We start from the raw sequence: 21483 nt of genomic DNA, 5'->3' as shown, positions 1-21483 counted from the left end.
CATCGTGGAGGCAACAGAAATGCTCAAGGGTTTCAAAGAGTTCATCATGCGGGGCAACGTCGTCGACCTGGCTGTCGCGGTCGTGATCGGCGCCGCGTTCGGCAGGATCGTCACCGCCCTGGTCAACGGCCTGATCAACCCGCTCGTCGCCGCGATCTTCGGCAAGCCGGACCTCACCGGGGTCGGCAACTTCACCATCAACGGCGCCGAGTTCAGCATCGGGCTGATCCTGCAGGAGCTCATCAACTTCCTGTTCGTCGCCGCCGCGATCTACTTCATCATCGTGATGCCGCTGAACAAGCTCAACGAGCGCCGCAGGCGCGGTGAGGAGCCGGAGGCCGACACCCTCACCACCGACCAGGAACTGCTGACCGAGATCCGCGACGCCCTGCGCGCCCGGAGCTGAGCCGCCACCGCCTGGGCCGGGGGTGCGGAGCAGGTGCGCGTCGCCGGTCCAGGCGGTTTTGCGGGTTCTACGGCTTGGTGGGGTACTGGAGCCAGGTGTAGTTGATCGGCTGAGGTGCGTTCCACTCGGCGGCGAGAGCCTCGTCGACCGGTGTGAAGCCGACGCGCAGATAGGTGCGGATCGCCGGCTCGTTGTCAGGACGTACCCGTAAGAAGAGATCGGAGTACCCCGCATCCAGGGCCGGAACGAGCAACGCCCGAACGAACTCCGTCCCGATCCCCTTCGCTCGAAACTCCGGAGCCACGATGATCCGGGCCAGTTCGACCTCGTCCTCTTCGTCATCGAGCCACAGTTCGCCGTACGCAATCGGGTTCTCTCCGTCGTAGTACAAGTAGGCACGAATGTCGTCGGCGACCTTCCGCCAGCTGGTCATCAGCTCGGCCGGGAACGGATACTCATTCCGCCCGGAGAGCAGCGACACCTCTTGCGCCGAGCTCGCCCAACCCGCCACCAAAGCCGAGTGCTCACCCTCGAAGGCCCGCAACTCCATCACGAACTCCCCTCCCGACATCTGCCCACCCACTACGCCCGTCGAACCCCGATCAGTTCACGAAGGACGCCAGCGTCGCGACCAACTCGTCCCGGTGCGGTGGGAAGTCCGGAGTGGGCGGCTCTGGACAACCAGGCAACTCCCGGCTTTCCGGAATCAGAGTCAGCAGCGCGTCGACGGTCTTCCGCTGATGCGACGGATTCTCCGGCACAGAGGGCAACACAGCCACCGGGATTTCTAGCCTTGCAAGCTCGGAATCCTTCACTCCGCGCAGGGTCTCCGCACGCAGCAAACCCTTGACCACAGTCCCGGGGGCGCCTCGCTCGAGCAATCCCGTCTGGGTCCGGATGTCCACCAAGGTGTCCCCACCCGTCGCCGGCCAAGCGAGGACGAGCCGCTCGACGACTCGCGGATACGCCAGCGCCAACCGCACGGCTACCGTGCAGCCGTTGGACGCGCCGACGACGGTGACCAGCTCTGAAGGAAGGAGCGCCCCGAGCTCGTCGACCTCTTGATCCCACCCGTTGGGGAACCGTGGGCGATCAGGCGCCAGCACCGTGAGGCCGTGCGAATTCCAGGCCCGCCACGATTCCCGGAGTACGCCAGAAGTGTTCTGCATCCATCAAGTCCCACAGACCGCCATGGACCAAGAAGAGCGAGGCCATCACTGGTGGTGGGGCGGGACCTCGCGGAGGATGCGTTCGTCGTCGTCGTTGTCCGAGCCGCGCTCGCCCCAGCCGCGTGGGTCGTCGTCGCTGGTCTGGTCGGGCAGCAGCGGCTCGTCGTCTTCGTACGGGCTCGTCATACCTGCAAGATTACGCGAGTCGCCTGATCAGTCCGACCGCGCGATCAGGCCGGACTCAGTCCTGGCCGGGAATTCGCGGCAGGTCCTGCTGCTGGCCCTCCAACTGTCCTTGCGCCTGGCTCTCGGGCAACTGCTGAGGCGTGGTCGCCCCCTGTACCAACGGCGCGATCCCGGGCTCGGTCTGCCAACGGTCGCCGAGCACGGTCCAGGCGGTCAGGACGGACAGCGTCGGCACCGGAAGTCCACCGAGCCGCAGCGGTTCCGCGTTCTGGAAGCCGAAGGTGAGCGTCCAGTTCGCCGGATCGGGATAGAACTCCTGCACGGCGGTGTAGTAGAAGCTCAGCCAGCCACGCGCCGGCAGATGGCACATCAGCCGGTAGTTGGTCGCGATCAGCGGCACTTCCTGCAGATCGCGCCAGAGCAGTTGCATGTCGCGACGGGCCGCTGCCTTCTTGCTGGCGTTCACGGCGGCGGTCGCGGCCATCAGTCCGAGGACCATGCCGGGCCGGCCGAAGTAGATACCTCCGGTAGTCGAGTACCGGCCACTCCCGCCGTACAGCCGCGCATAGTGCACGGACGTCTGCAGGTAGGCCGTCTCGCCGGGCTCCAGGACGATCCCGTACAGCGTGAGGGGTTGCGGAGTGTTGCCGCCCATCAGCCAGCGCGCCCAGTCCTGACCCAGCTGCCACTCTTCGCGTTCTCTGCGAGCGAGTTCGGCGGCGTTCTTCCTCTTGCCCACGTCCGTCCTTTCTCCGGTTGCCCGGCAGATCATCCCATTCCAGCGGTCGGTACAGCCCGCACGCGTTACAGATCTGCCACTTTTGTCACTCGATTCGCCTCGTGACCAGATAGACGCCCCGCCGTGACAGTTCTGCCACGACCAGTGAGATCTCCCTCGATCATGATGGGGCCCTGCCCAACCCGGAAGGACCGAGTCGTGAGTGCATCAAGGACACGGGGCCTCATCGGAGCGTCGATCGTCGTGGCAGTTCTCGGGCTCACCGCCGCCTGCGGTAACGAGGACTCCAGCGGATCCGCCGCCCAGCCCAGCGAAACGCCGACCATGCCCGGCACCCCGCCAACTCTGCCCACCCTCTCCCCCAGCGGTACTCCGAGCATGGACTGCCCGGAGACCATCGCGGCCGTCCGCGCATCCGTCGAGAAGACCGTCTGGGGCAAGGGAGCGGCCAAGTCGCTGTTCCAGCCCGTCAGCGTGACGATCTGCCAGTACGACGCGCAGGCGACCGGCCAGGACTACGCCACCGTCACCACCAAGCGGAACGGCACGCAGACCGCCGAGCTCTTCGCCCTGGTGAACAGCGCGGAGCCGGTCACCAACAAGCCGAACATCTGCACCAAGGAACTGGGACCCACGTACGTCCTGCGGTTCACCGACAACGACCGCGGCGTGCTCTCGTACACAGCCGAGGCATTCGGCTGTCGACGGCTGGTGGCGACGTCCCTGGAGGGCCAGGGCAAGCCCGGCGAACTCGCGTCGCCGCGGCAGGTCTCGCCCGAACTGGTGAAGTCGCTCGGCCTGCGCTGACCGTGCCCCGGACGCGCCCCCCGAAGCCGTCCGGGCCGGGGCACCCGCCCGCCTTGCGGGTCACCTCTGGGGTCGACCCGCAAGGTGGGTGGCAAGGTGCCTCAGGCAGGTCAGTGACGGGCCCTTGCCACTGCCTGGCGTTGGCTGCACGCTGAGCGGCAGAACCCGCTCCGGGAGGCCGAATGCGGCTGGCGCGACTGGCCGTCGCTCTGCTGGTGATCTGCGCGTCCGCTGCCTGCGCGGGCCCGGCAGACAGCCCACCACGCGCCGCCTGCGCCGGCACCCCCGGCTTCACCTGTACGACGCTGCGCGTGCCGCTGGATCACCGCAAGCCTTCGGGCCCGATGCTGGAACTCGCAGTAGCTGCGGCAGACAACGTCGATGCCCCACGTGGCGTGCTCCTGATGCTCACGGGAGGCCCGGGCCAACCTGGTGTCTCCCTGCTCGCGCGGGTTCGCAACTACCTCGACCCGGCGGTCCTGCGCGAGTACAGGCTCGTCATGTTCGACCAGCGCGGCACTGGCTCCACCGGCATCGACTGCCCGGAGCTCCAGACGGCTATCGGCGGCTCGGACTTCCTGACTCCCCCGGCTGATGCCGTGGCTGCCTGCGCCAGGAAACTCGGCTCCACCAAGGACTTCTACGGAACACCCGACACGGTCGAGGACATCGAAGACCTGCGCCAGTTCCTCAAGCAGGACCACTTCACGCTCGACGGCACCTCGTACGGGAGCTTCACCGCAGCGCAGTACGGGCTCCGCTACCCCAGCCACGTGCGATCTCTCGTACTCGACTCCGTGGTGCCGCACGGCGGCATAGACCCGTTCGGCGTCGACCTGATGGCCGCCACCGGCAAGGTGCTCGCCGCCTCCTGCCGCCACGACCCCGCCTGTACTACGGACCCGGTGGCTGATCTGGCCTGGTTGGTGCGGAACGGCGAGATCGACGGTTCCCCGCTCAACGGGACGGCGCTGCTGGAGTCGCTGTCGATCCTGAGCCTGAATTCGGTCAACCCATCGTTTGAGGGCATCGCGAAGGTGCTCAACGACGCCCGCGCCGGCGACACCGCCGCGCTCAAGGAACTCTTCCAGCAGGCGACCAGTCGAGGCGCCGCCTTCGACGAACTCTCGGCCGGCCTCCACCTCGCCACGCTCTGCTCGGACCTCCGCTTTCCCTGGGGCGACTCCGCCACCCCACTCGCGGCTCGCCCCGCCGCCCTGGATTCCGCAGTACGACGTCTCGACCCGGCCCGGCTCTCTCCGTACGACGCCCGCACCGCACGCAACCAGTTGATGATCGAGGGGTGCCTGCGGTGGACCTCGCGCGCTTCGGAGTACCCGGCCGGGCAGGTGCTGACCCCGCGCACGCTGATCCTGCACGGCGGCAACGACCTGTTCTGTCCGCCGGGGTGGGCTGCCTGGACGAAGGACCACGCGCACGACGCGCGGCTGGTCGTCGTACCGGGCAGTGGGCACGGAGTACAGGGCAGCCGTTCGGACTCGACCGGGCGGGACCAGGTCAAGGCGTTCCTGCTGGGGTGAGACGCAACTGTGCGTGAAACCTTGCAGCACCCTGGGTAGCCCACTGCGTCTAATAGGTGTGAGGTGTTGTACGCCCAGCCGGGGAGTTGCGAGTGGAGTTCGAGGAGTACGTGTCCGCACGCGGGCAGGAACTGGTGCGTCTCGGGTTCACCGTCTCCGGCGACTACCAGCGAGCCGAGGACCTGGCCCAGATCGCGCTGATGCAGGCGTTCCGGGCCTGGCGCAAGGTGCAGCGGGCGGACGACCCGCACAACTACGTGCGGCGGATCCTGATCAACTCCTACCTGTCGATGACGCGCAGACGGTCCTTCACCGAGGCTCCGGCGGCCGAGATCGACACCGAGACCACGGTGCCCGACCCCGCCACCGACATCGTGAACTCCGACGATCTCTGGCGGGCCCTCGCTAGGTTGTCGGCCCGGGAAAGGGTCGTCCTGGTGCTGCGCTACTACCAGGACATGGACGACCGGACGATCGCCGATCTGCTCGGCATCAAACCGTCCTCCGTCCGCGCGACCGCGAGCAGAGCGCTCGCCGCGCTGCGGAAATCGAGGCAGTCCCACCGTGTTGATGAGAGGTTGTCGTGAGCAAGACAGAGCTCGAGGAAGACCTGCGCACCACCTTCGAACGCGCTGCTGCTTCCGTGCCCCTGGCCCCCGATCTAGCCAGCCGCGCGACCACCGGCGTCCGGCGCGCCCAGCGCCGTACGTGGCTCGCCGCCGGCGCTGCCGCCGCGGCGGTGGCCGTGGTCGCGGGCGTCGCCTTCAGTCTGAACGGGTCGTCCGCACCAGTTGCCGGGAGCCCGAGCGCGGCTGCCACCACGCCTGCTGCAACGACGCCCGTCACGACTATGCAGACCTTGGCCGGCAGTTGGCGGCCGGTGCGGCTGGACGGGTTCACCGCCCTCAAGGCCGCCCGCCCGGACGACCCGCTCCTGACCTTCAACTCCGACGGCACCTGGACCGGCTCCGACGGCTGCAACGGGCTCCAGGGCACGTTCACCATCGGCCAGCGTGGCGAATTCAGCGCCCGCGTCGGCGCTCAGCGTCTGGTCGGCTGCGACAACGTGCCACACACGGCGATCCTGCAGGCGGCGAAGCGGATCGTGAGCAACCAGGCGACGCTGCAGTTCTTCGCCGGCGACGGGCGTGAAGTTGCGAGATACGCTCGCGCGCGGTAGTCAAATTTGCTTGCGTACGGTGACCGGCTATTGACTATGAGCAGTCCTGACCGGACGATTCACGGAGGCCGTCCACCGATTGGGGAGCTAAGTGCGACTCTCAGCTACCGTCCCGCTGCTCGCTCTTTGCTCAGTGTCACTGACCGCCTTGTCGGTCTCGGCGCTTCCGTCGACCGCCGCGGTGAGACCACCAGCCGCCACGACGTCGCCCGTGGTCTGCAACCACGTGGACCCGATGACCACCTCGGCTGATTCCGCGCGGCTGTCCCAGCCGACCAGCTCGACCGACTCCCGACCGCTCGGCCAGGCCATCGGCGAAGGCGTCGCCGCCGCGATGCGCTCGATCGAGCCGCTCGATGCCACCGGCCGCCCGACCTCCGGCCTGCCGTATGGCCTCAGCCAGGGGATCGTCGGCGTACTCGGTACCACCGCAACGGGGTACAAGGTCGTCGTCGATGACTCGGTCGTCGACGAGAAGAGGTACCAGGCTGCCGTCGCGAAGAACGTGCCGGCCGCCGGGATGAAGATGCTGAAGGTCGAGCGGAGCTGCCGTTCCGCTCGCTCGATCGCCGCCGCCTGGAACGAGGTCGGCGGACGCGCTTGGACGGATGCCGCGAAGACCACCTACACGGTCGACCTGGACCCGGCCTCCGAGGACATCGTCGTCGAGTACGACAAGGCGACCACCACGCCGGCATCCCTCGCGGCCCTGCAGGCGATGGACGGAGTACAGGTCGTCGCCGGCGGCGCGGCCCGGCTGACCCGGCTCAACGACACCCCGACCGGTGGCCACTGGGGTGGTGCCCGGATCACCTCAGCCCTCAAGAACTGCACGGCCGGCTTCTCGGTCATCCGCCGCTCCACTGGCCAGCGCGGCTCCGTCACCGCCGGCCACTGCGGCGGTGTCGGCACCATCTGGCACTCCGGCAGCAACTACTACGGCACGACCACCATCCGGACGAACTACCCCGACTACGACCAGTCCCTGGTCACCGGTAGCTCGTACGGCGCGAAGATTTGGACGGACGGCCCCGGCGACTCCGTGGACATCCGCACTGTGAAGGGCGGCGGCGACCCGGCCATCGGCACCGTCGTCTGCCAGTCCGGCAGTTACAGCACGTCCCTTTGCGGCATCACCGTCCAGTCGCTCAGCGCGAGCTACTGCGACACCGACGGCTGCACCACCTACGTCATCCGAGCCACCCGAGGCGGCTCCGTAGCCATCATCGGCGGCGACTCCGGCGGCCCCGTCTACACCCGCCCATCGTCCACCGGCGCCACCATCCGAGGCATAACCTTCGCCGGCTCCGGCTGCTCCGCCTCCCGCTGCACCACCCTGTACGCCGAACGCTACGCCTCAATCTCCGGCCACCTAGGCGTCTCCGCCATCACGGGCTAACCACCCTGCGGCCATCACAACCGGTCATTCCGTCCAGCGGCCAAGCCCCGACCAACCCACCGGGGCCGAGCGGGGTAACTCCGTCACGTCAGCCGGCCCGCTTCCGCTAGGCTGTCCACGGCCTGCAACCAGGGCCATCGTGCGCCCCCGTAGCTCAGGGGATAGAGCGTCGGTTTCCTAAACCGTGCGTCGCAGGTTCGAATCCTGCCGGGGGCACAAATCTGATCTCTCAGGAGATCGGCTGTTTGTACTTGGGGTCTTGCTGCGGGTTCGCTAGCCGCGGGGGTCGAGCGTGAGTTCGCGCAGGAGTTCGCCGGTGTTGGCGTGGACGACGCGGAGCTGCAGGCCGCGGGCAGCTCCACACTGACGCTCGGCGGCGCAGCGACCGTCGCCGCCGACACGCTCACGGTCACGATCGACGAGCCGCGGTCGTGGCGAAATAGCGTGCCGGCGACATCGTACGATCGATCGGTGGTGCGACCGGCCTATCCCTTGGTGACTGCGCGGCTGAAGCTGCAGCCTTTTGCGGCCGCCGACTTCGAGGACCTGTACGCGATCAACTCGCGCCCGGACGTGACCCGCTACCTCTACTCGGAGCCGGGTGACGCTGCGCAGATGCGGGAAGTTCTCGATCAGAAGATCGGCGAGTCGATGCTCGACGAGGTCGGGCAGCGCATCTCGCTCGCCGTGGTCCGGCCGGAGCTCAACCGGATGATCGGCGAGGTCCACCTGCAGTGGTTGAGCTGGGAGCATCGACAAGGCGAGATCGGGTTCGTGTTCCACCCCGACCATCACGGCAAGGGTTTCGCCACCGAAGCAGCCGCGGTGGTGCTCCAGCTCGGCTTCGCCGATCTCGGGCTACACCGAATCATCGGCCGACTCGATGCCAGGAACCTCGGTTCGGCCCGAGTCCTGGAGAAGCTAGGCATGCGACGCGAGGCGCACTTCGTACACGACGAGTTCTTCAAGGGCGAATGGGCCGATCAGCTCATCTACGCGATCCTCGACGAGGAGTGGACGGCACGCCACTGAATTCTTGCCCCACTGCGGGCAACGGACGGCGACCACCTTTCCGGCAGTCGGTGTCGGTGTCGGTGTCGGTGTCGCAGAGCGTGGGCGCAACGTCCGGGATGGGCTGTGGCGGCCTGGTGGGAGGCCACGGGGTTCGTAGGCCTTGGTGGGGTCGAGGACCGGTTCGCGGAGCAGTTCGCCGGTAGCTGCGTCGATGATGGTGATCTGAAGGTCGTGGACAGGAGCACGACGCGGATTCGGGCGTGGGTTCGGCCGATGCCGATGTGGTGCAGGCGCCCGGCGCGGCGCAGGGTGACCGAGCCGGCGTCGTGGACGCGGTCGGTGCGGACCCCGCCGGAACCGGACCCGAGAGGCATCTCCTCGCTGAGACCTCATCACACTGGAATCTCCAGACGTCCGCGTCATCCATACGCTCTATGCTCCCTGCGATGCCCGCGACCGCACGACACAGAGCAGCGGGTGGTCTGTGACCGAGCCGCGCGGCGTGCTCAGCCGCTCACCCCGACGCCGATGACGAAGCCGCCGATCAGGATCATCATCGTGGCACCGACCGTGCTGGAGTGAGCGGCGATCCACCCCTTCGCCGAGAGGAGGCGAGGTTCCATCCGCCGCGGAAACAGGATCGTCGCGACGATGGGAACGCCTACGGTGCAGGTGGCGATCGCGGTGTAGAAGACCACCAGGCCGAGGTTGTCGTGGAACACCAGGTCCGCGCCGACGATCGCCAGGCCCGCGGCCGCCGCCAGGAGCACCGCCTTCGGACGAAGGTTCAGCGCCAGGCCGATGCCGAACACGGACAGGATGCCGAACGTGCCGATGCTGTCCAGCCAGGCCGGTCCATGTCCGCTCCCTGCGCGGGACCGACGCGCGAGGGCCACCACGCCCAGCAGCACAAGGGCAATGCCGATCACCACCTCCAGCTTCCCGACGAGGGCGTCATGTTCGCGCGGTCGTCCGGGAAGCGCCTGGCTAGCCACACTCGCCAACGCGACGATGGCGAAGGTGCCGAGCACTGTGCCGGCCAGGAAGCCCAGGCCAGAGCGGCTGCGGCTCTCCGACAGCAGGATGAAGATGGTGGCGGTGATGGGGACACTGCTCAGCGCCGCCGCGAGGGCCAGCGGCATCAACTGAAGCAGCGCCTGCCCCATCGCGTCTCCGATCTCGACCCCACGACGAGGCTTCCGGACTGGCGTACACGGCCGTCCCCGTCACCGGAAGTATCGCGCACCCGGCACGCAATGCCTCAGCGGGGAAGGCCGCGGCAGCAAGTCGGACCCGACAGACCAGCGCTGGCCCACGGCGAAGCATCGCGAGGACGTCTCCACAGCCGCGGCCTCGCCACCCAGGTCGAGCATCCTTGTGGCGATGCGATTGACGCCCAGGCGGTGTTCGATGGACAGGACGACCGCGGCCTGGACGCGATCGCCGTCGAACTGCGGTCAACCCAGCCGCGGATCTTGCTCGTCCAAGCCAAGTGGAACCATAAGGCAACGCCAAGTTCGGCGAGAACGAAGTCGAGCACAAGGTGACCGTGGGCTGCCCCGTCCGCGCGAGGCCTTCCTGAGCTGACCGCTGCACACTTGAGGTATGGGCCGGGAAGGTGGCGTCCGCCGACGTGCCGGGCGCCGTACCAACGTCGCCCTGCTGTTGCTGCTCGTTCTCGCGTTCGCGACCGGCTGGGTCGCGTTCGGCACGGGCACCACGACGCCCGGGCGGGTCATCACGCTGCTGCACGGCGCGGCGGGTCTGGCGCTGGTGCTGCTCGTCCCGTGGAAGACGCTGATCGTGCGGCGGAGCAGGGCATTCCGGTCGGCTTCCTGGCGTGCGGCTGCCGGCGTCGCCCTCGGGATTCTCGTCGCAGTGTCGCTTCTCGCGGGCGTCGTACACGTCCTCGGCGGCTTCCGGACCTACGCAGGTCTCACCCCGATGCGGGCGCACGTCGGCGCCGCGGTGCTCGCGGTGCCGTTCGCCGTCGCGCACGTGATCCGGTACCCGCAGCGGCCGCGGCGCACGGACCTGTCCCGGCGCACCCTGCTCCGCGCGCTCGGTCTCAGCGGTGGTGCGGCTGCGGCCTACCTCGCCGTGGAAGGTGTCGCCCGTGGGCTCTCGTTACCGGGGCAAGACCGCAGGGCGACCGGCTCGCACGAGGTCGGCTCGGATCGCCCGCACGCGATGCCCGTCACCCAGTGGGCACTGGACGCTGTGCCGGAAATCGACCGGGCCACATGGCGGCTGCGTGTCGAGGTGGCGGGTCGACAGGTGGCCGAGCTCGACCCTGACGCGTTGCTGGCGATGGCCACCGACGAGATGGAGGCGGTGCTCGACTGCACGGGCGGTTGGTATGCCGACCAGCACTGGCGCGGGGTGCGGCTCGACAGGCTACTGCCGGCATCGCTCCCGCCGGACGCACGCAGCGTCGTCGCGGTCTCCGTCACCGGGTACGCGCGGCGCCTGCCGTTGCGCGACTTACCACACCTGCTCGTCGCTACGCATGTCGCCGACCGGCCGCTGTCGATCGGGCATGGTGCGCCGGCACGACTCGTCGCGCCGGGTCGGCGGGGCTTCTGGTGGGTCAAATGGCTGGACCGCGTGGTCGTCGATACCCGGCCGTGGTGGTGGCAGCCGCCCTTCCCGTTGCAGTGACTCGGCCGATTTACCAGTCAGTCTCTCCGCCACGCCGGCCGCGAGCACACGACGCATCCGCAGAATGCGGCCCGCACACGTCCCACCAACGGCTTAGTTCACTTGCCGAAGGGCACGGGCACATACGCCCACGCCCAATCAGTTCAGCGTGGGAACACCGTGGGAACAAAGAGCTGTTGATCGGAGTCAACTGGCGTCAAGATCGGTCGAACTGGTGTGGGCTAGACACGCCTGGAGGGGCGCATGTTGACGGGGTGCGTCGGTTTCCTAAACCGTGCGTCGCAGGTTCGAATCCTGCCGGGGGCACCTACCAGATATCCCACATCTACAAGGGATATCGGCCTCTCCGCGTGCTCGCCCGATCTGACCGCGATCACGCCCGGCGCTACTACGGCGCTACTCGACTCGTATCAAGCGCACGCCGGTACGGCGACGGCAAGCCACCGGCACACGACGGTCACCCTCTGTGTAGCGCGACTACTCAGAGCTCAAGGATCGGAACGGTGCTGTGAGCTGCGGGCCTGCGTTGTGGACGGTGTCGTCGATGTCGGTGCCGTCAGTTCGTGTTGAGAACGCGGTGGGGGTGGCTGGCGTTCTTAGTTAATCGGTTGCACGCCACCGAGACGGGGGTGTCAGATCCCGGCTATGACGATTGTGCTGAGTACGCCGACGGCCGACGGGGTGCGCGAGGCTATTGCGGCGCTGCGGGAGTGGCAGCACGACGAAGCGCCGATGCAGCTGCATCCCGGGGACATCGGCTGGAACTACCGGTTCGGAACGGCCGAGACGGCCGCGGTGATCCGGACCTGGGGCCGGAACGGACGGATCCTCGCTGTCGGGATGCTGGATTCGCCGACGCTGGTGCGGATGACGGTCGCTCCTGACGCTTTCCAGGACGAGGACTTGGCGCGGCGGCTCGTCGAGGACTTTTCGCTGCCTGAGCGCGGCGTGCTGCCAGAAGGAGCGGTGTCCATCGAGGCGCCGCAGGGCCTGCTGCTCCACGACCTGTTGACCAAGGAGGGCTGGGGTATCGACGAGCCGTGGACGCCGCTCTTCCGCGACCTCGCCGAAGCGGTGGAAGACCCCGGCGTGTGGATCAAGGCGATCGGCCTGGAGCAGGCACAGGACTTCGCCGACGTCCTGCGGTCCGCGTTCAACACCACGAGGCCCACGCGCGAGTACCGGCACGAGATGTCCGCGGGACCGTTCTACGCCGACGCCCGATGCCTGGGTGCTTACGACGACCAGGGCAACCCCGCGGCGGTGGTGACGGTCTGGTCGGCCGGCCCGGGGAAGCCGGGACTGGTCGAGCCGATGGGCGTCCATGCGGACCACCGCGGCCGCGGCTATGGCCGGGCGATCACCGTCGCCGGGGCGGCCGCACTGCGGGAGATGGGCTCGTCGAGCGTGCGCGTCTGCACGCCGAGCTCCAATTTCGGCGGCGTCGCGACGTACAAGGCGGCCGGGTTCGCGGCGAGGCCGGAGATCGCCGACCGGATCCGGAAGGTCTGACGTCGGGGTCTCCGGACCATCTCACCATGCGGCAGCACCTCGTACGGCGCCTCCAGAGCAGTCGACAACACAGTCAGTGACCACAGCTACACAGTCCACGTCCCTCGTGGGCTACATCAAAGACATCGTTACGAAGGCTTAAGGGAACATACTTCGATTGACGGCATGCTGTGGCCATGTTCGGACGATTCAAGGTGCACGTCGCAGCAGGGGACTGCCAACGCCAACCAGTCCATCACCAGCGTCGCGAATCCGGCCCTGTGCCTGAACGCGGCGGGCACCGGAAACGGCTCCCCGGTCAATGTCGCGCCTGCAACGGAGACAGCAGCCAGGCCTGGACCAGAAGGTGAAGGTATGCGCCCCGGCGGCGCTCGTCGCCGGGGCGCTACCGTATGCCCGTGAGCGTTGATCCGGTAGCGCACAACCGCGCGGCTTGGGACCTTCAGGTCGAGAGCGGCAACGAGTGGTCGCGCCCGGTCACTCCCGAGACCGTCGCGCAGGCACGCGCCGGTGACTGGTCCGTCGTGCTCATCGGGTACCGGGCGGTCGACCGGGCGTGGTTCCCCGCCGACCTGTCCGATGTAGACATTCTCTGCCTGGCCTCGGGCGGTGGGCAGCAAGGCCCGACGCTCGCCGCGGCCGGCGCGCGGGTCACGGTCTTCGACAACTCGCCGCGTCAGCTCGCCCAGGATCAGATGGTCGCGGAGCGCGAGGGTCTGGAGCTGCGCACGGTACTGGGCGACATGCGCGACCTGTCGGAGTTCGGCGACTCCTCGTTCGACCTCGTCCTCAACCCGGTCTCGAACCTGTTCGTGCCCGAGCTCGCGCCCGTGTGGCGCGAGTGCTTCCGCGTGCTGCGGCCGGGCGGCGCGCTGCTGTGCGGCTTCCTCAACCCTGACGTGTACCTGTTCGACCACGAGGCCATGGACACCCGCGGCGAGCTGGTCGTCCGCCACCGCCTGCCGTACAGCGACCTGACGCACGTCCCGGCCGAGGAGCGCGAGCGGATGTGGGGAGCCAACGCGCCGCTGGAGTACAGCCACACGATGGCCGAGCAGATCGGCGGGCAGCTCGCCGCCGGCTTCGTGATCACCGGGTTCGACGAGGCCCCGCACCATTCCGACGCCACCGCAGGCTGGCTGCCCGGCTACTACGCCACCCGCGCCCTCAAACCCTGAGAGATATGGGCTACCGCGCCGTCCGCCGCGCGACGGGCGTCGTGGCAGCCCGAATCCAGGATTTTGTCTAGAGCGACCAGGCCTGCCGGTCGCTGCGGCTGCCGACGATCCGCACCCGATTCCCGGATCTGGTCGACCGGGCCGCGAACGACCAGATGTCGTATCGGGTATTCCTGGCCGAGCTGCTGCTGGCCGAATGCGACGACCGGGCACGGAGACGTTCCGAACGCCGGATCAAGGCTGCCCAGTTCCCCCGGGAGAAGTCGCTCCGCGCGTTCGATTTCGACGCCACCCCAACATCGACCCGGCCGTCATCAACCACCTCGCGACCTGCGAATGTTGCCCGCTACGGCCGCGTCGATCTGCTCTGCATCGACGAACTCGGATACATGAAACTCGACCGCCGTGCCGCCGAACTCCTCTTCCAGGTTCTCACCGAGCGCGAGGAGAAGAACTCGGTCGCGATCGCCTCCAACGATTCGTTCACCGGCTGGGGCAAGACCGTCACCGACCCCAGGCTCTGCACCGCCATCGTCGACCGGCTCACCTTCTGCGGCAACGTCATCGAAACCGGCATCGAGTCGTAACGGCTCACACATACCCCAACCTGACCGCTTCGGGCGGGTCTACCCCAGCCTGCCTTCCGCGAATCCGCAGCTCTCGTGAACTCGCGGCTTGACCTGGAGCGCGCTCCAGCAACGAGGCTGGAGCCATGAACAGACCCACGATGGCCCTCGGGACGATGTACTTCGGCACCAGGGTGGACGAACGGACCGCTTTCTCGATCCTCGACCGGTACGCCGAACTGGGCGGAGCCTTCATCGACACCTCCGACAACTACAGCTTCTGGACCTCCGAGACGGGCTTCGGCGGCCAGAGCGAGGCGCTGCTGGGCCGCTGGCTGGCGTCCAACTCCGGGGTCCGCGTCCGCCTCAGTACCAAGGCAGGCGCCCAGCCCACGCGGGTCGGCGGGTTCCCCGACCACCTCGAAGGACTGCGCGAGGACGTCGTGCGCGGAGCCATGGCACAGAGCTTTGAGCGGCTGGGCGTGGACGGTGTGGACCTGTACTGGGCGCACGTCGAAGACCCGACCGTTCCGGTGGAGGACCTGGTCGAGACGTTCGGCGGCCTGGTCCGTGACGGCCTGACCGCTCGCTGGGGCGTGTCAAACCACCCGTCCTGGCTGCTCGAGCGGATCCGGGCCACCGCCGAACGCGCCGGCCACCCGCAACCAGTCGCTTACCAGGAGCGCTACTCCTACCTTCAGCCCGCCGGCGGCATGGCCGTGGAGGGCCAGCCGATCCCGCTGGGAATGCTGTCACCGGACGGCCTCGACTTCCTGCGACGCAACCCGTCGTTTGACGGCTGGGTCTACACCGCCACCCTCCAGGGCCGATACGACCGCAACGACCGCCCACTCGAGACCGAGTACCGCCACCCCGGCACCGAACGACGGCTGGCGGCGCTGACCCGTGTCGCCACTGCGCGCGGACTCCGACCGGGCCAGGTGGTGCTCGCGTGGCTGGCCTCCGGGAGCCCGGCGCTGACCCCGATCGTCGGAGCCAGCAGCGTCAAACAGGTCGAGCTGGCCGTGGTAGGCGCGTCCACCATCCTCACCGAGGATGAACTGGCGGCGCTGGACGGCGCATAGGCGACGACGCGCGGACAGCCCCAATGCCGGGAGTGGGTCAGGACGTCGCATCCCCCGTCCGGCGGAGTTCCCCGCGGTACCAGTCCGCCTTCTCCTCAACTCGCGCGAGGATCGCGTCGAGCTCGGCGATCCTCGCCCGGATCGAGGCGGCGTGCTCCTCGAGCAAAGCGACTCGCTCCGGCATCGTGGTGTCGTCACGGATGATCGCGCTTCGCCTTGCGCAGCACCGCGCCCAGCGCAGCCGACTGCTCAGGCGACAACGGAACCGTCCGGCCGACCTGGACCAACTCCGAACCGCGATACCTCCCAGCGATCAGGACCTCCGGCTGCTTCAACGGCCCGATCACGCCACCAGCGATCACCTCGACGGTCTCTCTGGTCTTGTATTTGACCCAGCCGCGGCCAGCCACATAGCGGCTAGAGGCGCCCTTCACCACCAGGCCTTCCACCCCGGCAGCCCTGAAGGCCTCCATCCACTCGCGCGCCTCAGCGATGTCGGCCGTCGCCGGCGAAAGCTGCAACTGAAGACGACAGCGGCAGCCCCGCTAGCGACTGGTTGAGTTGGTTCTGGGCAGGGTTTCTACATCCATCGTGCGAGGTTGGTGCGGTGCGTTGGAGTGAGCGTTGTCTGAACGTGGTCGATCAACTGGGACCGGGCCGACAACTGGGAGCGCCGCAACAGCGACGCCCGCACCTCGCGCGGTTCGGGGACAGCGGGGGCTGATGCCGCCTGACCTCGATTCAATTCTGCGTTGCTGCGGCATCGGCGATTCGGTTGGATGCGGACATGGCATCGGACATCAGGCTGGTTCTGCTGTGTGGGACCTCGTTCTCCGGGAGGAGCACGGTGGCGCGGTCCCTGGCGCCGAGGCTGTCCGCGAGGATCGTGAGTCTCGATGAGATCAATGAGCGCCGCGGGGTTGTGGGGTGGTGACGGTATTCCAGCCGAGGAATGGATCCGGAAGCATGAGTAGGCCTCTGATGAGGTCCGTGGACTCCTAACCTCAGGGACGTGCGAGAACGTCAGGGAACCCTTACGGCGTCAATGTCTGGAGGGGTGTTGCGTCGGGTAGCCGATCGAGCACGCAGGCATGCCGCGAATTCCTGAAACTCAGTAATTTACTGAATCGAGGGGTATCGTGGGTGCCATGTCGACCATGTACAGCATGACCGAGGCGAATCGCCACACCGCGGAGATGGTCAACGCTGCCCGCTACGGGCACGAGCCGGTGATGATCACCGACCACGGCAAGGTTGCGGCCGCGGTGATCTCCCCGGAGATGTTGGCCCGATTCCAGGCACTCGAGGAGGCCGCGGACCAGGTCCTGATCGACGAGATCAAGGCGCGGGGCCCGAAGTGGATCCCTGCCGAAGAGGCCTTCCCGATGATGGAAGAGATGCTCGCCGAGGCTGAATCGGCCGAGGGCCGGTGACCGATCGGCCCCTGGTCCTCGAAGCCGGCTTCATCGACGGATACCGCGCGCTCGTCGCCGAGGACACCGTGGCCGCCCGCCGGGTGCTCACCGCGGTGAAGGGGCTGGTGAAGAACCCGACGCCGGAGGGCAGCGTGCATTGGGGCGACAGCCTGATCTACCGGCTCCACGTCGGCGACTACCGGGTCATGTACGAGGTGGATGACGTGGTGCGGGTGTGGTCGCTCGGCAGCGTGCCCCGCTGAGTCCTACACATACGACGAGACACGACGAGAAGGATCGGCTCACGCCGCGAAGGGAGCCGTGATGGGTCAAACCACATCGCGCCGGGGCCGCACGCTCGTACCGCTCATCGGCCAGTTGCGTGCGTACGACCGTCGCTGGCTTCGAGGCGACCTGGTCGCGGGCGTGGCGGTGGCCGCGCTGATCGTCCCGAAGAACCTGGGGTACGCGGGGATCGCCGGCATCCCGCTCGAGAACGGCCTCTACGCGGCCGCGGCGGGGGCGATCCTGTACGCCATCTTCGGCACGAGCCGCCAGATCTCGATGGGGCCCAGTTCAGGACTCGCCGCGATCGCGGCGAGCGCGGTGATCGCGGCAGGTCTCACGACAGAGCAGGATGCGGCTTCTCTGGTCGCCGGAGTGACCCTCGTCTCGGGTCTCGTCTTCCTGGTCGTGGCTCTGCTGAGAATGGGATGGATCGCACAGTTCCTGTCGCGAGCCGTCGTGACCGGCTTCCTGTTCGGCGCGGCGATCGACGTGGTGATCGGCGAGCTGCCGAAGCTCACCGGAACGGAGGTTTCGGGGTCCAACCCGCTTCAGGAACTCTGGTCCTGGCTCGGTACGCTCGGCGACGGGAACGAGGCCACGGCGATCGTCGGCGTCGTGGCGCTGGTCGTGGTCTTCGGCCTGCGGCGCATCGCGCCCCAGGTCCCGGGTGCACTCGTCCTGGTGGTCGGTGGTCTGCTGGCCACGTGGCTGTTCGACCTTGGTGAGCATGGGGTCGCGCTCGTCGGCGACGTGCCTAGCGGACTGCCTTCGCTGACGGTCCCGCCACTGGACCTGCTGTGGCACAACGCCGGCACGGTGAGTCTGGCAGCCGTAGCGCTCGTTCTGGTCGGCTTCTCGCAGACGGCCGGTGATGCCCGCTCTTTCGCGGCCCGGCACCGGTATCCGATCGACATCGACCAGGAGTCGGTGGCGCAGGCGATGGCCAACACCGGAGCCGGTCTGTTCCAGGGAATGCCCGTATCGACCAGCCTGTCGGCCAGTTCGCTCAACGACCATGCCGGCGCCCGGTCGAGCGTGGCATCGCTGACCTCCGGTTTCATGGTGGTGCTGACTCTGCTGTTCCTCGCACCGCTCTTCTCCGACCTGCCCAAGCCGGTCCTTGCCGCCTTGATCATCGAGGCGGTGGTGATGGGCATGATGGACGTCCCCGAGATGCGGCGGCTCGCGCGAGTCCAGCGATTCGACTTCTGGATCGCGGTGGCCGCGCTCGCGGGAGCCCTGGTGTTCGGCGTACTCGTGGGCGTAATGATCGGGATCGGGCTCTCCCTGCTCTGGCTCGTGTCGGTGGCCACCCATCCCGAGATGCCGGCGCTGGGCCAGGAAGCAGGTACGCAGGTCTTCCGCGAGCTCACGCAACATCCCGGCGACGAGCAGTTCCCCGAGGTCGTCGCGATCCGTCTGGATGGTGGCCTCTTCTTCGCCACTGCGGACGCCTTCGAGGACCGCATCCGGGAGGTCTCGAACTCGTCACCGGAGCTTACCGGGATCGTGCTCGACTGCGAGGGGGTCAACTTCATGGACTCGCAGGGTGCCGCCACGATGGACGACGTTCTCCGGCTTGCGGAGGACGCCGGGCTGGCCCTGCGACTGGCTCGGTTGAAGCCCGCCGTGCGAGCGGTGCTGGAGCGCGACGGCTTCATCGCCCGGCTCGGTGCCGATCGGGTCCACGGCGATGTCTACCGTGCTGTGAAGGCGCAGCAGGATCAGGTCAGCGGCACCGAGTGACCCACGGCCCGGTCGCACATCGGCGCGGCCCAGGGCGGCCCGGCGACAGATCAGCGATCACATCCCTCTCGGTCAGCCGATCCTTGTAGGCCACCACTCCGAGCGGCGGCACCGCCGCGACATCGAACGCATGGACCGCCTCATGCAACGACGGTGGAGTTGTCGCAGGTGGTGCGCGACGCGCAGCGGCGGGCCGACAATCTGACCGGAGCCACCGAAGCCCGCAACAACCCCCGCAACGTCGCACGGCGCATCGAGGACCTGGAGAAGAGCCACCGCGCCACCGCCCGACAGCTCAACGGCTACAGCTTCACCCGGTACGGCTACACCGAGACCCACGAACCCGCGACCGGCGACCGGGCGGAGCGGCTGCGGATCGAACTCGCCGACCTCGACCAGCAGCTCACCCACTGGCGGAAGGTCCTCGCCGACCTCACGACCGACGGGACCAAGATGTACGGCCCGGACGACATCAGCGTCGGCGACTTCGTCTACCGCAGCAGCAGGATGCGAGTGCTCCGGGTCAACAAGAAGTCCGTCACCGTCGAGTACGGGCCACTCACCTCCACCGTCAAGTACCACGACATCCGGGCCCACCGCCGCGCCGGGGACGCCGAGAACGAGGCGACGATCGAGACCAGGCCCGACCCGAAGGACACGTGACAGCCCGGGCGGTTCCCCTGTCCGCCTTACCCAGGCAGGGAACCGCCCCGTGGGCCGATTCCCACTTCATCGGGCATCGAGCCCTCAGCCGCGGCCAGCGCGCCAGTACGGCGGTCCAACCCAGACCAGGGCGGCCGAACCGGCGCGGTGGTGACCTGTGCCAGACATGATCCCGCCGGCCTGCGGCCGCACGATCGAGCCGACTCTAGCTGAGGAAGGTATCCCGCCATGTCCCTTCACGTGATCGTCGGCGCCGGCCCGGTCGGCTCGGCCACTGCGCGGCTGCTCGCGAGCAACGGTGAACAGGTCCGCCTCGTCACCTGCAGCGGCGGTGGCCCCGAACAGGAAGGGATCGAGCGGATCGCCGCGGATGCGAGCGCCGCCGACACCCTCGCCCGGTACGCCGCCGGCGGCGCCGCGCTGTACTCGTGCGCCGGCCTCGCCTACCACCGCTGGCCCACCGACTGGCCCCCGCTCGGTGCGGCGCTGGTCCATGCGGCCGAAACCAGTGGCGCCGTACTCGCCATCACTGCGAACCTCTACTGCTACGGCCAGGTCGACGTACCGATGACCGAGGACCTACCGCTGCGACCCAACTCGGTCAAGGGCCAGGTGCGGACCAAGCTGTGGACCGACGCACTGGCCGCACACCAGGCCGGCCGGATCCGGACCGTTGAGGTCCGCGGGTCGGACTACCTGGGGGCGGAGACTATAACGCCGTTCAACGCCATGGTGTTGCCCAAGGTGCTCGCCGGCCGGCGCAGTTCGATCCCGGCCGACCTCGATGCACCGCACAGTTGGACCTACGTCGGTGACGTCGCCCGCACCCTGGTCGCAGCCGCGGCCCGCGAGAACGCATGGGGCCGACCTTGGCACGTGCCAACCGCACCTCCGGTGTCGATCCGCGCGCTAGCCGCCCGTGCCGCCGAACTCGCGGGCGCGGCGCCCCCGGGTGTCGAAGATGCCGACCCTCGCACTCCGCCTCGCCGGACTGTTCAATCCGGCCGCGCGGGAGATGCTAGAGATGCAGTACCAGCTGCAGCGGCCGTTCGTCCTCGACTCGTCGGCCGCGACCGTTGCCTTCGGCATCCAACCAATCACGACCGACCAAGCCTTGAAGGAGACCATCGACGGCACACGCTAACCTGCCCCGCGCTGACGACGTCATTTGCAACCGTCAGCGACGATGACGCATGCAGAATCCCAGAGGGCTGCGTTGGCAAAGGACAGGAGCGCACGGGACGACCCACCGCCAGACTTGACTAGTTCAGTGAAGGAACCCATCCCACTTCAGCTCGTACCTCGATCCGCCGGGCATGCCGTGCTGGCCAGACAGCTGTTCGACGGCCCGGGCCAGCTCCAACCCAACCGGCCCGAGCAGATCGGGCGCCAGCTTGCCCACCCTCCCAGTGTTGCCCTAGGCAAGCGCTTCGCGCCACCCCACGCTGTCTCGCCCCAGGTGTTGAGTCCAGCGCGCAGTCGGGCGAGGTGGAGCCGCCTGTCGGAATCGAACAGGCGACCTTCTCATTACGAGGAAGAACTACAGCGTCGCATCTGCTCTCTACCAGCGCTTCTAGCAACACGCCCGCCCCCAGCGAGCGCGAGATTCCCCATGCGTATCCGTCTTTTCGTGCCACGAGTCATGCCATGCATCTCGACCGCCCTCAGTCGCGGCTCACGCCTGGTCGGGGCCGACCAGGCGCACCGGGCGCCGGCCGTCTGATCTGTAGGAGCCTGCACGTGCTCGCTGCTACCCAGCCCGAATCCCGAGATGAACACATTCCGGAACTCGCACCGCTCGCAGGGCATGGTCGCCGTGGAGCTCTCACTTAACCTCGATCCACCGATGGGCAGATTGTGGTTCGTGGATGTCGTTGACGGTACTGCTTGGGAGGGTGGGCGTGGGTGATCGCCTGGCGTTGCTGCCA

At 67.9% G+C, this 21483-nt stretch carries 26 protein-coding genes and 1 tRNA gene; 19 read left to right on the top strand and 8 right to left on the bottom strand.

Translation table 11 applies throughout. The features are described 5' to 3' along the window. Positions 1-19: 19 nt before the first annotated feature. Positions 20-406, top strand: a complete 387-nt coding sequence (gene mscL / locus EV648_RS11260) for a large conductance mechanosensitive channel protein MscL (protein WP_132288864.1) — start codon at positions 20-22, stop codon at positions 404-406. A gap of 67 nt (positions 407-473) precedes the next feature. Here mscL and EV648_RS11255 read toward each other — a convergent pair whose 3' ends face one another. Genes EV648_RS11255 through EV648_RS11245 form a run of 4 tightly spaced genes read right to left on the bottom strand, consistent with a single transcriptional unit; the run spans position 474 to position 2500 of the window. Then, on the bottom strand, positions 474-977 hold the full coding sequence (locus EV648_RS11255; RefSeq protein WP_241995052.1) for an N-acetyltransferase: 504 nt from the start codon (positions 975-977) through the stop codon (positions 474-476). A 31-nt stretch (positions 978-1008) separates the two neighbouring features. After that, positions 1009-1575 (bottom strand): alpha/beta fold hydrolase, encoded by a 567-nt coding sequence (locus EV648_RS11250; protein ID WP_199234548.1) that lies wholly within the window; start codon positions 1573-1575, stop codon positions 1009-1011. Between the two features lie 45 nt (positions 1576-1620). Beyond that, complete coding sequence (locus EV648_RS43135) at positions 1621-1761, bottom strand: hypothetical protein (RefSeq protein ID WP_199234547.1); 141 nt, start codon at positions 1759-1761, stop codon at positions 1621-1623. Between the two features lie 55 nt (positions 1762-1816). Beyond that, positions 1817-2500 carry a hypothetical protein gene (locus tag EV648_RS11245; protein WP_132288861.1) on the bottom strand — a complete coding sequence of 228 codons (684 nt, stop codon included), beginning with the start codon at positions 2498-2500 and terminating at the stop codon, positions 1817-1819. Positions 2501-2743: 243 nt separating this feature from the next. Between EV648_RS11245 and EV648_RS11240 the strand changes: the two genes are divergently transcribed. The 7 genes from EV648_RS11240 (at position 2744) to EV648_RS11210 (ending at position 8459) form a co-directional block, all read left to right on the top strand. Further along, entirely contained in the window at positions 2744-3307 is a 564-nt protein-coding gene (locus EV648_RS11240; RefSeq protein ID WP_241995051.1) for a hypothetical protein, read from the top strand. 182 nt (positions 3308-3489) lie between these two features. Next, positions 3490-4848 carry an alpha/beta hydrolase gene (locus EV648_RS11235; RefSeq protein ID WP_132288858.1) on the top strand — a complete coding sequence of 453 codons (1359 nt, stop codon included), beginning with the start codon at positions 3490-3492 and terminating at the stop codon, positions 4846-4848. Between the two features lie 92 nt (positions 4849-4940). Further along, positions 4941-5435 (top strand): SigE family RNA polymerase sigma factor, encoded by a 495-nt coding sequence (locus EV648_RS11230; protein ID WP_132288855.1) that lies wholly within the window; start codon positions 4941-4943, stop codon positions 5433-5435. Then, positions 5432-6028, top strand: coding sequence for an META domain-containing protein (locus EV648_RS11225; protein ID WP_132288852.1), 597 nt, complete (start codon positions 5432-5434; stop codon positions 6026-6028). Before EV648_RS11230 ends, EV648_RS11225 begins: the two co-directional genes overlap by 4 nt. 235 nt (positions 6029-6263) lie before the next feature. Beyond that, the gene (locus EV648_RS11220; RefSeq protein ID WP_241995050.1) at positions 6264-7427 is read left to right on the top strand and encodes a S1 family peptidase; all 1164 of its coding nucleotides are present in this window, start codon (positions 6264-6266) and stop codon (positions 7425-7427) included. 143 nt (positions 7428-7570) lie between these two features. Continuing rightward, positions 7571-7643 (top strand) — tRNA-Arg (locus tag EV648_RS11215). A 108-nt stretch (positions 7644-7751) separates the two neighbouring features. Next, entirely contained in the window at positions 7752-8459 is a 708-nt protein-coding gene (locus tag EV648_RS11210; protein WP_241995049.1) for a GNAT family N-acetyltransferase, read from the top strand. Between the two features lie 488 nt (positions 8460-8947). Here the strand turns inward: EV648_RS11210 and EV648_RS11205 are convergent, their stop codons facing one another. After that, positions 8948-9607 carry a GAP family protein gene (locus tag EV648_RS11205; RefSeq protein WP_132288849.1) on the bottom strand — a complete coding sequence of 220 codons (660 nt, stop codon included), beginning with the start codon at positions 9605-9607 and terminating at the stop codon, positions 8948-8950. Between the two features lie 439 nt (positions 9608-10046). Here EV648_RS11205 and EV648_RS11200 point away from each other — a divergent pair, with 439 nt between their 5' ends. From EV648_RS11200 to EV648_RS11175, 5 genes are all read left to right on the top strand, one after another. After that, positions 10047-11102, top strand: a complete 1056-nt coding sequence (locus EV648_RS11200) for a molybdopterin-dependent oxidoreductase (protein ID WP_132288846.1) — start codon at positions 10047-10049, stop codon at positions 11100-11102. Between the two features lie 645 nt (positions 11103-11747). Continuing rightward, entirely contained in the window at positions 11748-12614 is an 867-nt protein-coding gene (locus EV648_RS11190; protein WP_132288843.1) for a GNAT family N-acetyltransferase, read from the top strand. 398 nt (positions 12615-13012) lie between these two features. Beyond that, positions 13013-13792, top strand: coding sequence for a class I SAM-dependent methyltransferase (locus EV648_RS11185; RefSeq protein WP_241995048.1), 780 nt, complete (start codon positions 13013-13015; stop codon positions 13790-13792). A gap of 92 nt (positions 13793-13884) precedes the next feature. After that, positions 13885-14379 (top strand): ATP-binding protein, encoded by a 495-nt coding sequence (locus tag EV648_RS11180; protein WP_305000054.1) that lies wholly within the window; start codon positions 13885-13887, stop codon positions 14377-14379. Positions 14380-14504: 125 nt separating this feature from the next. Further along, positions 14505-15443: an aldo/keto reductase gene (locus EV648_RS11175; RefSeq protein ID WP_132288837.1), complete on the top strand. Its 939-nt coding sequence runs from the start codon at positions 14505-14507 to the stop codon at positions 15441-15443. Positions 15444-15480: 37 nt separating this feature from the next. Here the strand turns inward: EV648_RS11175 and EV648_RS42545 are convergent, their stop codons facing one another. Continuing rightward, entirely contained in the window at positions 15481-15627 is a 147-nt protein-coding gene (locus EV648_RS42545) for a hypothetical protein (RefSeq protein ID WP_158293964.1), read from the bottom strand. Positions 15628-15637: 10 nt separating this feature from the next. After that, on the bottom strand, positions 15638-15964 hold the full coding sequence (locus EV648_RS11170; RefSeq protein ID WP_132288834.1) for a hypothetical protein: 327 nt from the start codon (positions 15962-15964) through the stop codon (positions 15638-15640). A 627-nt stretch (positions 15965-16591) separates the two neighbouring features. On the opposite strand from EV648_RS11170, the gene EV648_RS11160 reads away from it, so the two are divergent. The 6 genes from EV648_RS11160 to EV648_RS11135 all read left to right on the top strand — a co-directional run bounded on the left by EV648_RS11160 (position 16592) and on the right by EV648_RS11135 (position 20821). Then, positions 16592-16876, top strand: coding sequence for a type II toxin-antitoxin system Phd/YefM family antitoxin (locus EV648_RS11160; RefSeq protein WP_132288831.1), 285 nt, complete (start codon positions 16592-16594; stop codon positions 16874-16876). Further along, complete coding sequence (locus tag EV648_RS11155) at positions 16873-17121, top strand: type II toxin-antitoxin system RelE/ParE family toxin (RefSeq protein ID WP_158293963.1); 249 nt, start codon at positions 16873-16875, stop codon at positions 17119-17121. The genes EV648_RS11160 and EV648_RS11155 overlap by 4 nt, the downstream gene beginning before the upstream one ends. A gap of 61 nt (positions 17122-17182) precedes the next feature. Then, on the top strand, positions 17183-18892 hold the full coding sequence (locus tag EV648_RS11150; protein WP_132288825.1) for a SulP family inorganic anion transporter: 1710 nt from the start codon (positions 17183-17185) through the stop codon (positions 18890-18892). After that, positions 18870-19097, top strand: a complete 228-nt coding sequence (locus EV648_RS44740; RefSeq protein ID WP_132290495.1) for a DUF3560 domain-containing protein — start codon at positions 18870-18872, stop codon at positions 19095-19097. The genes EV648_RS11150 and EV648_RS44740 overlap by 23 nt, the downstream gene beginning before the upstream one ends. Beyond that, entirely contained in the window at positions 19046-19555 is a 510-nt protein-coding gene (locus EV648_RS11140; RefSeq protein WP_132288822.1) for a hypothetical protein, read from the top strand. The genes EV648_RS44740 and EV648_RS11140 overlap by 52 nt, the downstream gene beginning before the upstream one ends. Before the next feature lie 228 nt (positions 19556-19783). Further along, a complete protein-coding gene (locus tag EV648_RS11135) occupies positions 19784-20821 on the top strand; it encodes an NAD-dependent epimerase/dehydratase family protein (RefSeq protein WP_241995047.1) in 1038 nt (345 codons plus the stop codon). Position 20822: 1 nt separating this feature from the next. On the opposite strand, the gene EV648_RS44735 is transcribed toward EV648_RS11135, so the two are convergent. After that, positions 20823-20957 (bottom strand): hypothetical protein, encoded by a 135-nt coding sequence (locus tag EV648_RS44735; protein ID WP_255512838.1) that lies wholly within the window; start codon positions 20955-20957, stop codon positions 20823-20825. Positions 20958-21483: the final 526 nt, after the last annotated feature.

Origin of the sequence: Kribbella sp. VKM Ac-2568 (genome assembly GCF_004345365.1) — a bacterium.
In the GTDB taxonomy this organism is placed as follows: domain Bacteria; phylum Actinomycetota; class Actinomycetes; order Propionibacteriales; family Kribbellaceae; genus Kribbella; species Kribbella orskensis.
This window is presented reverse-complemented; position numbering and strand designations above follow the sequence as displayed.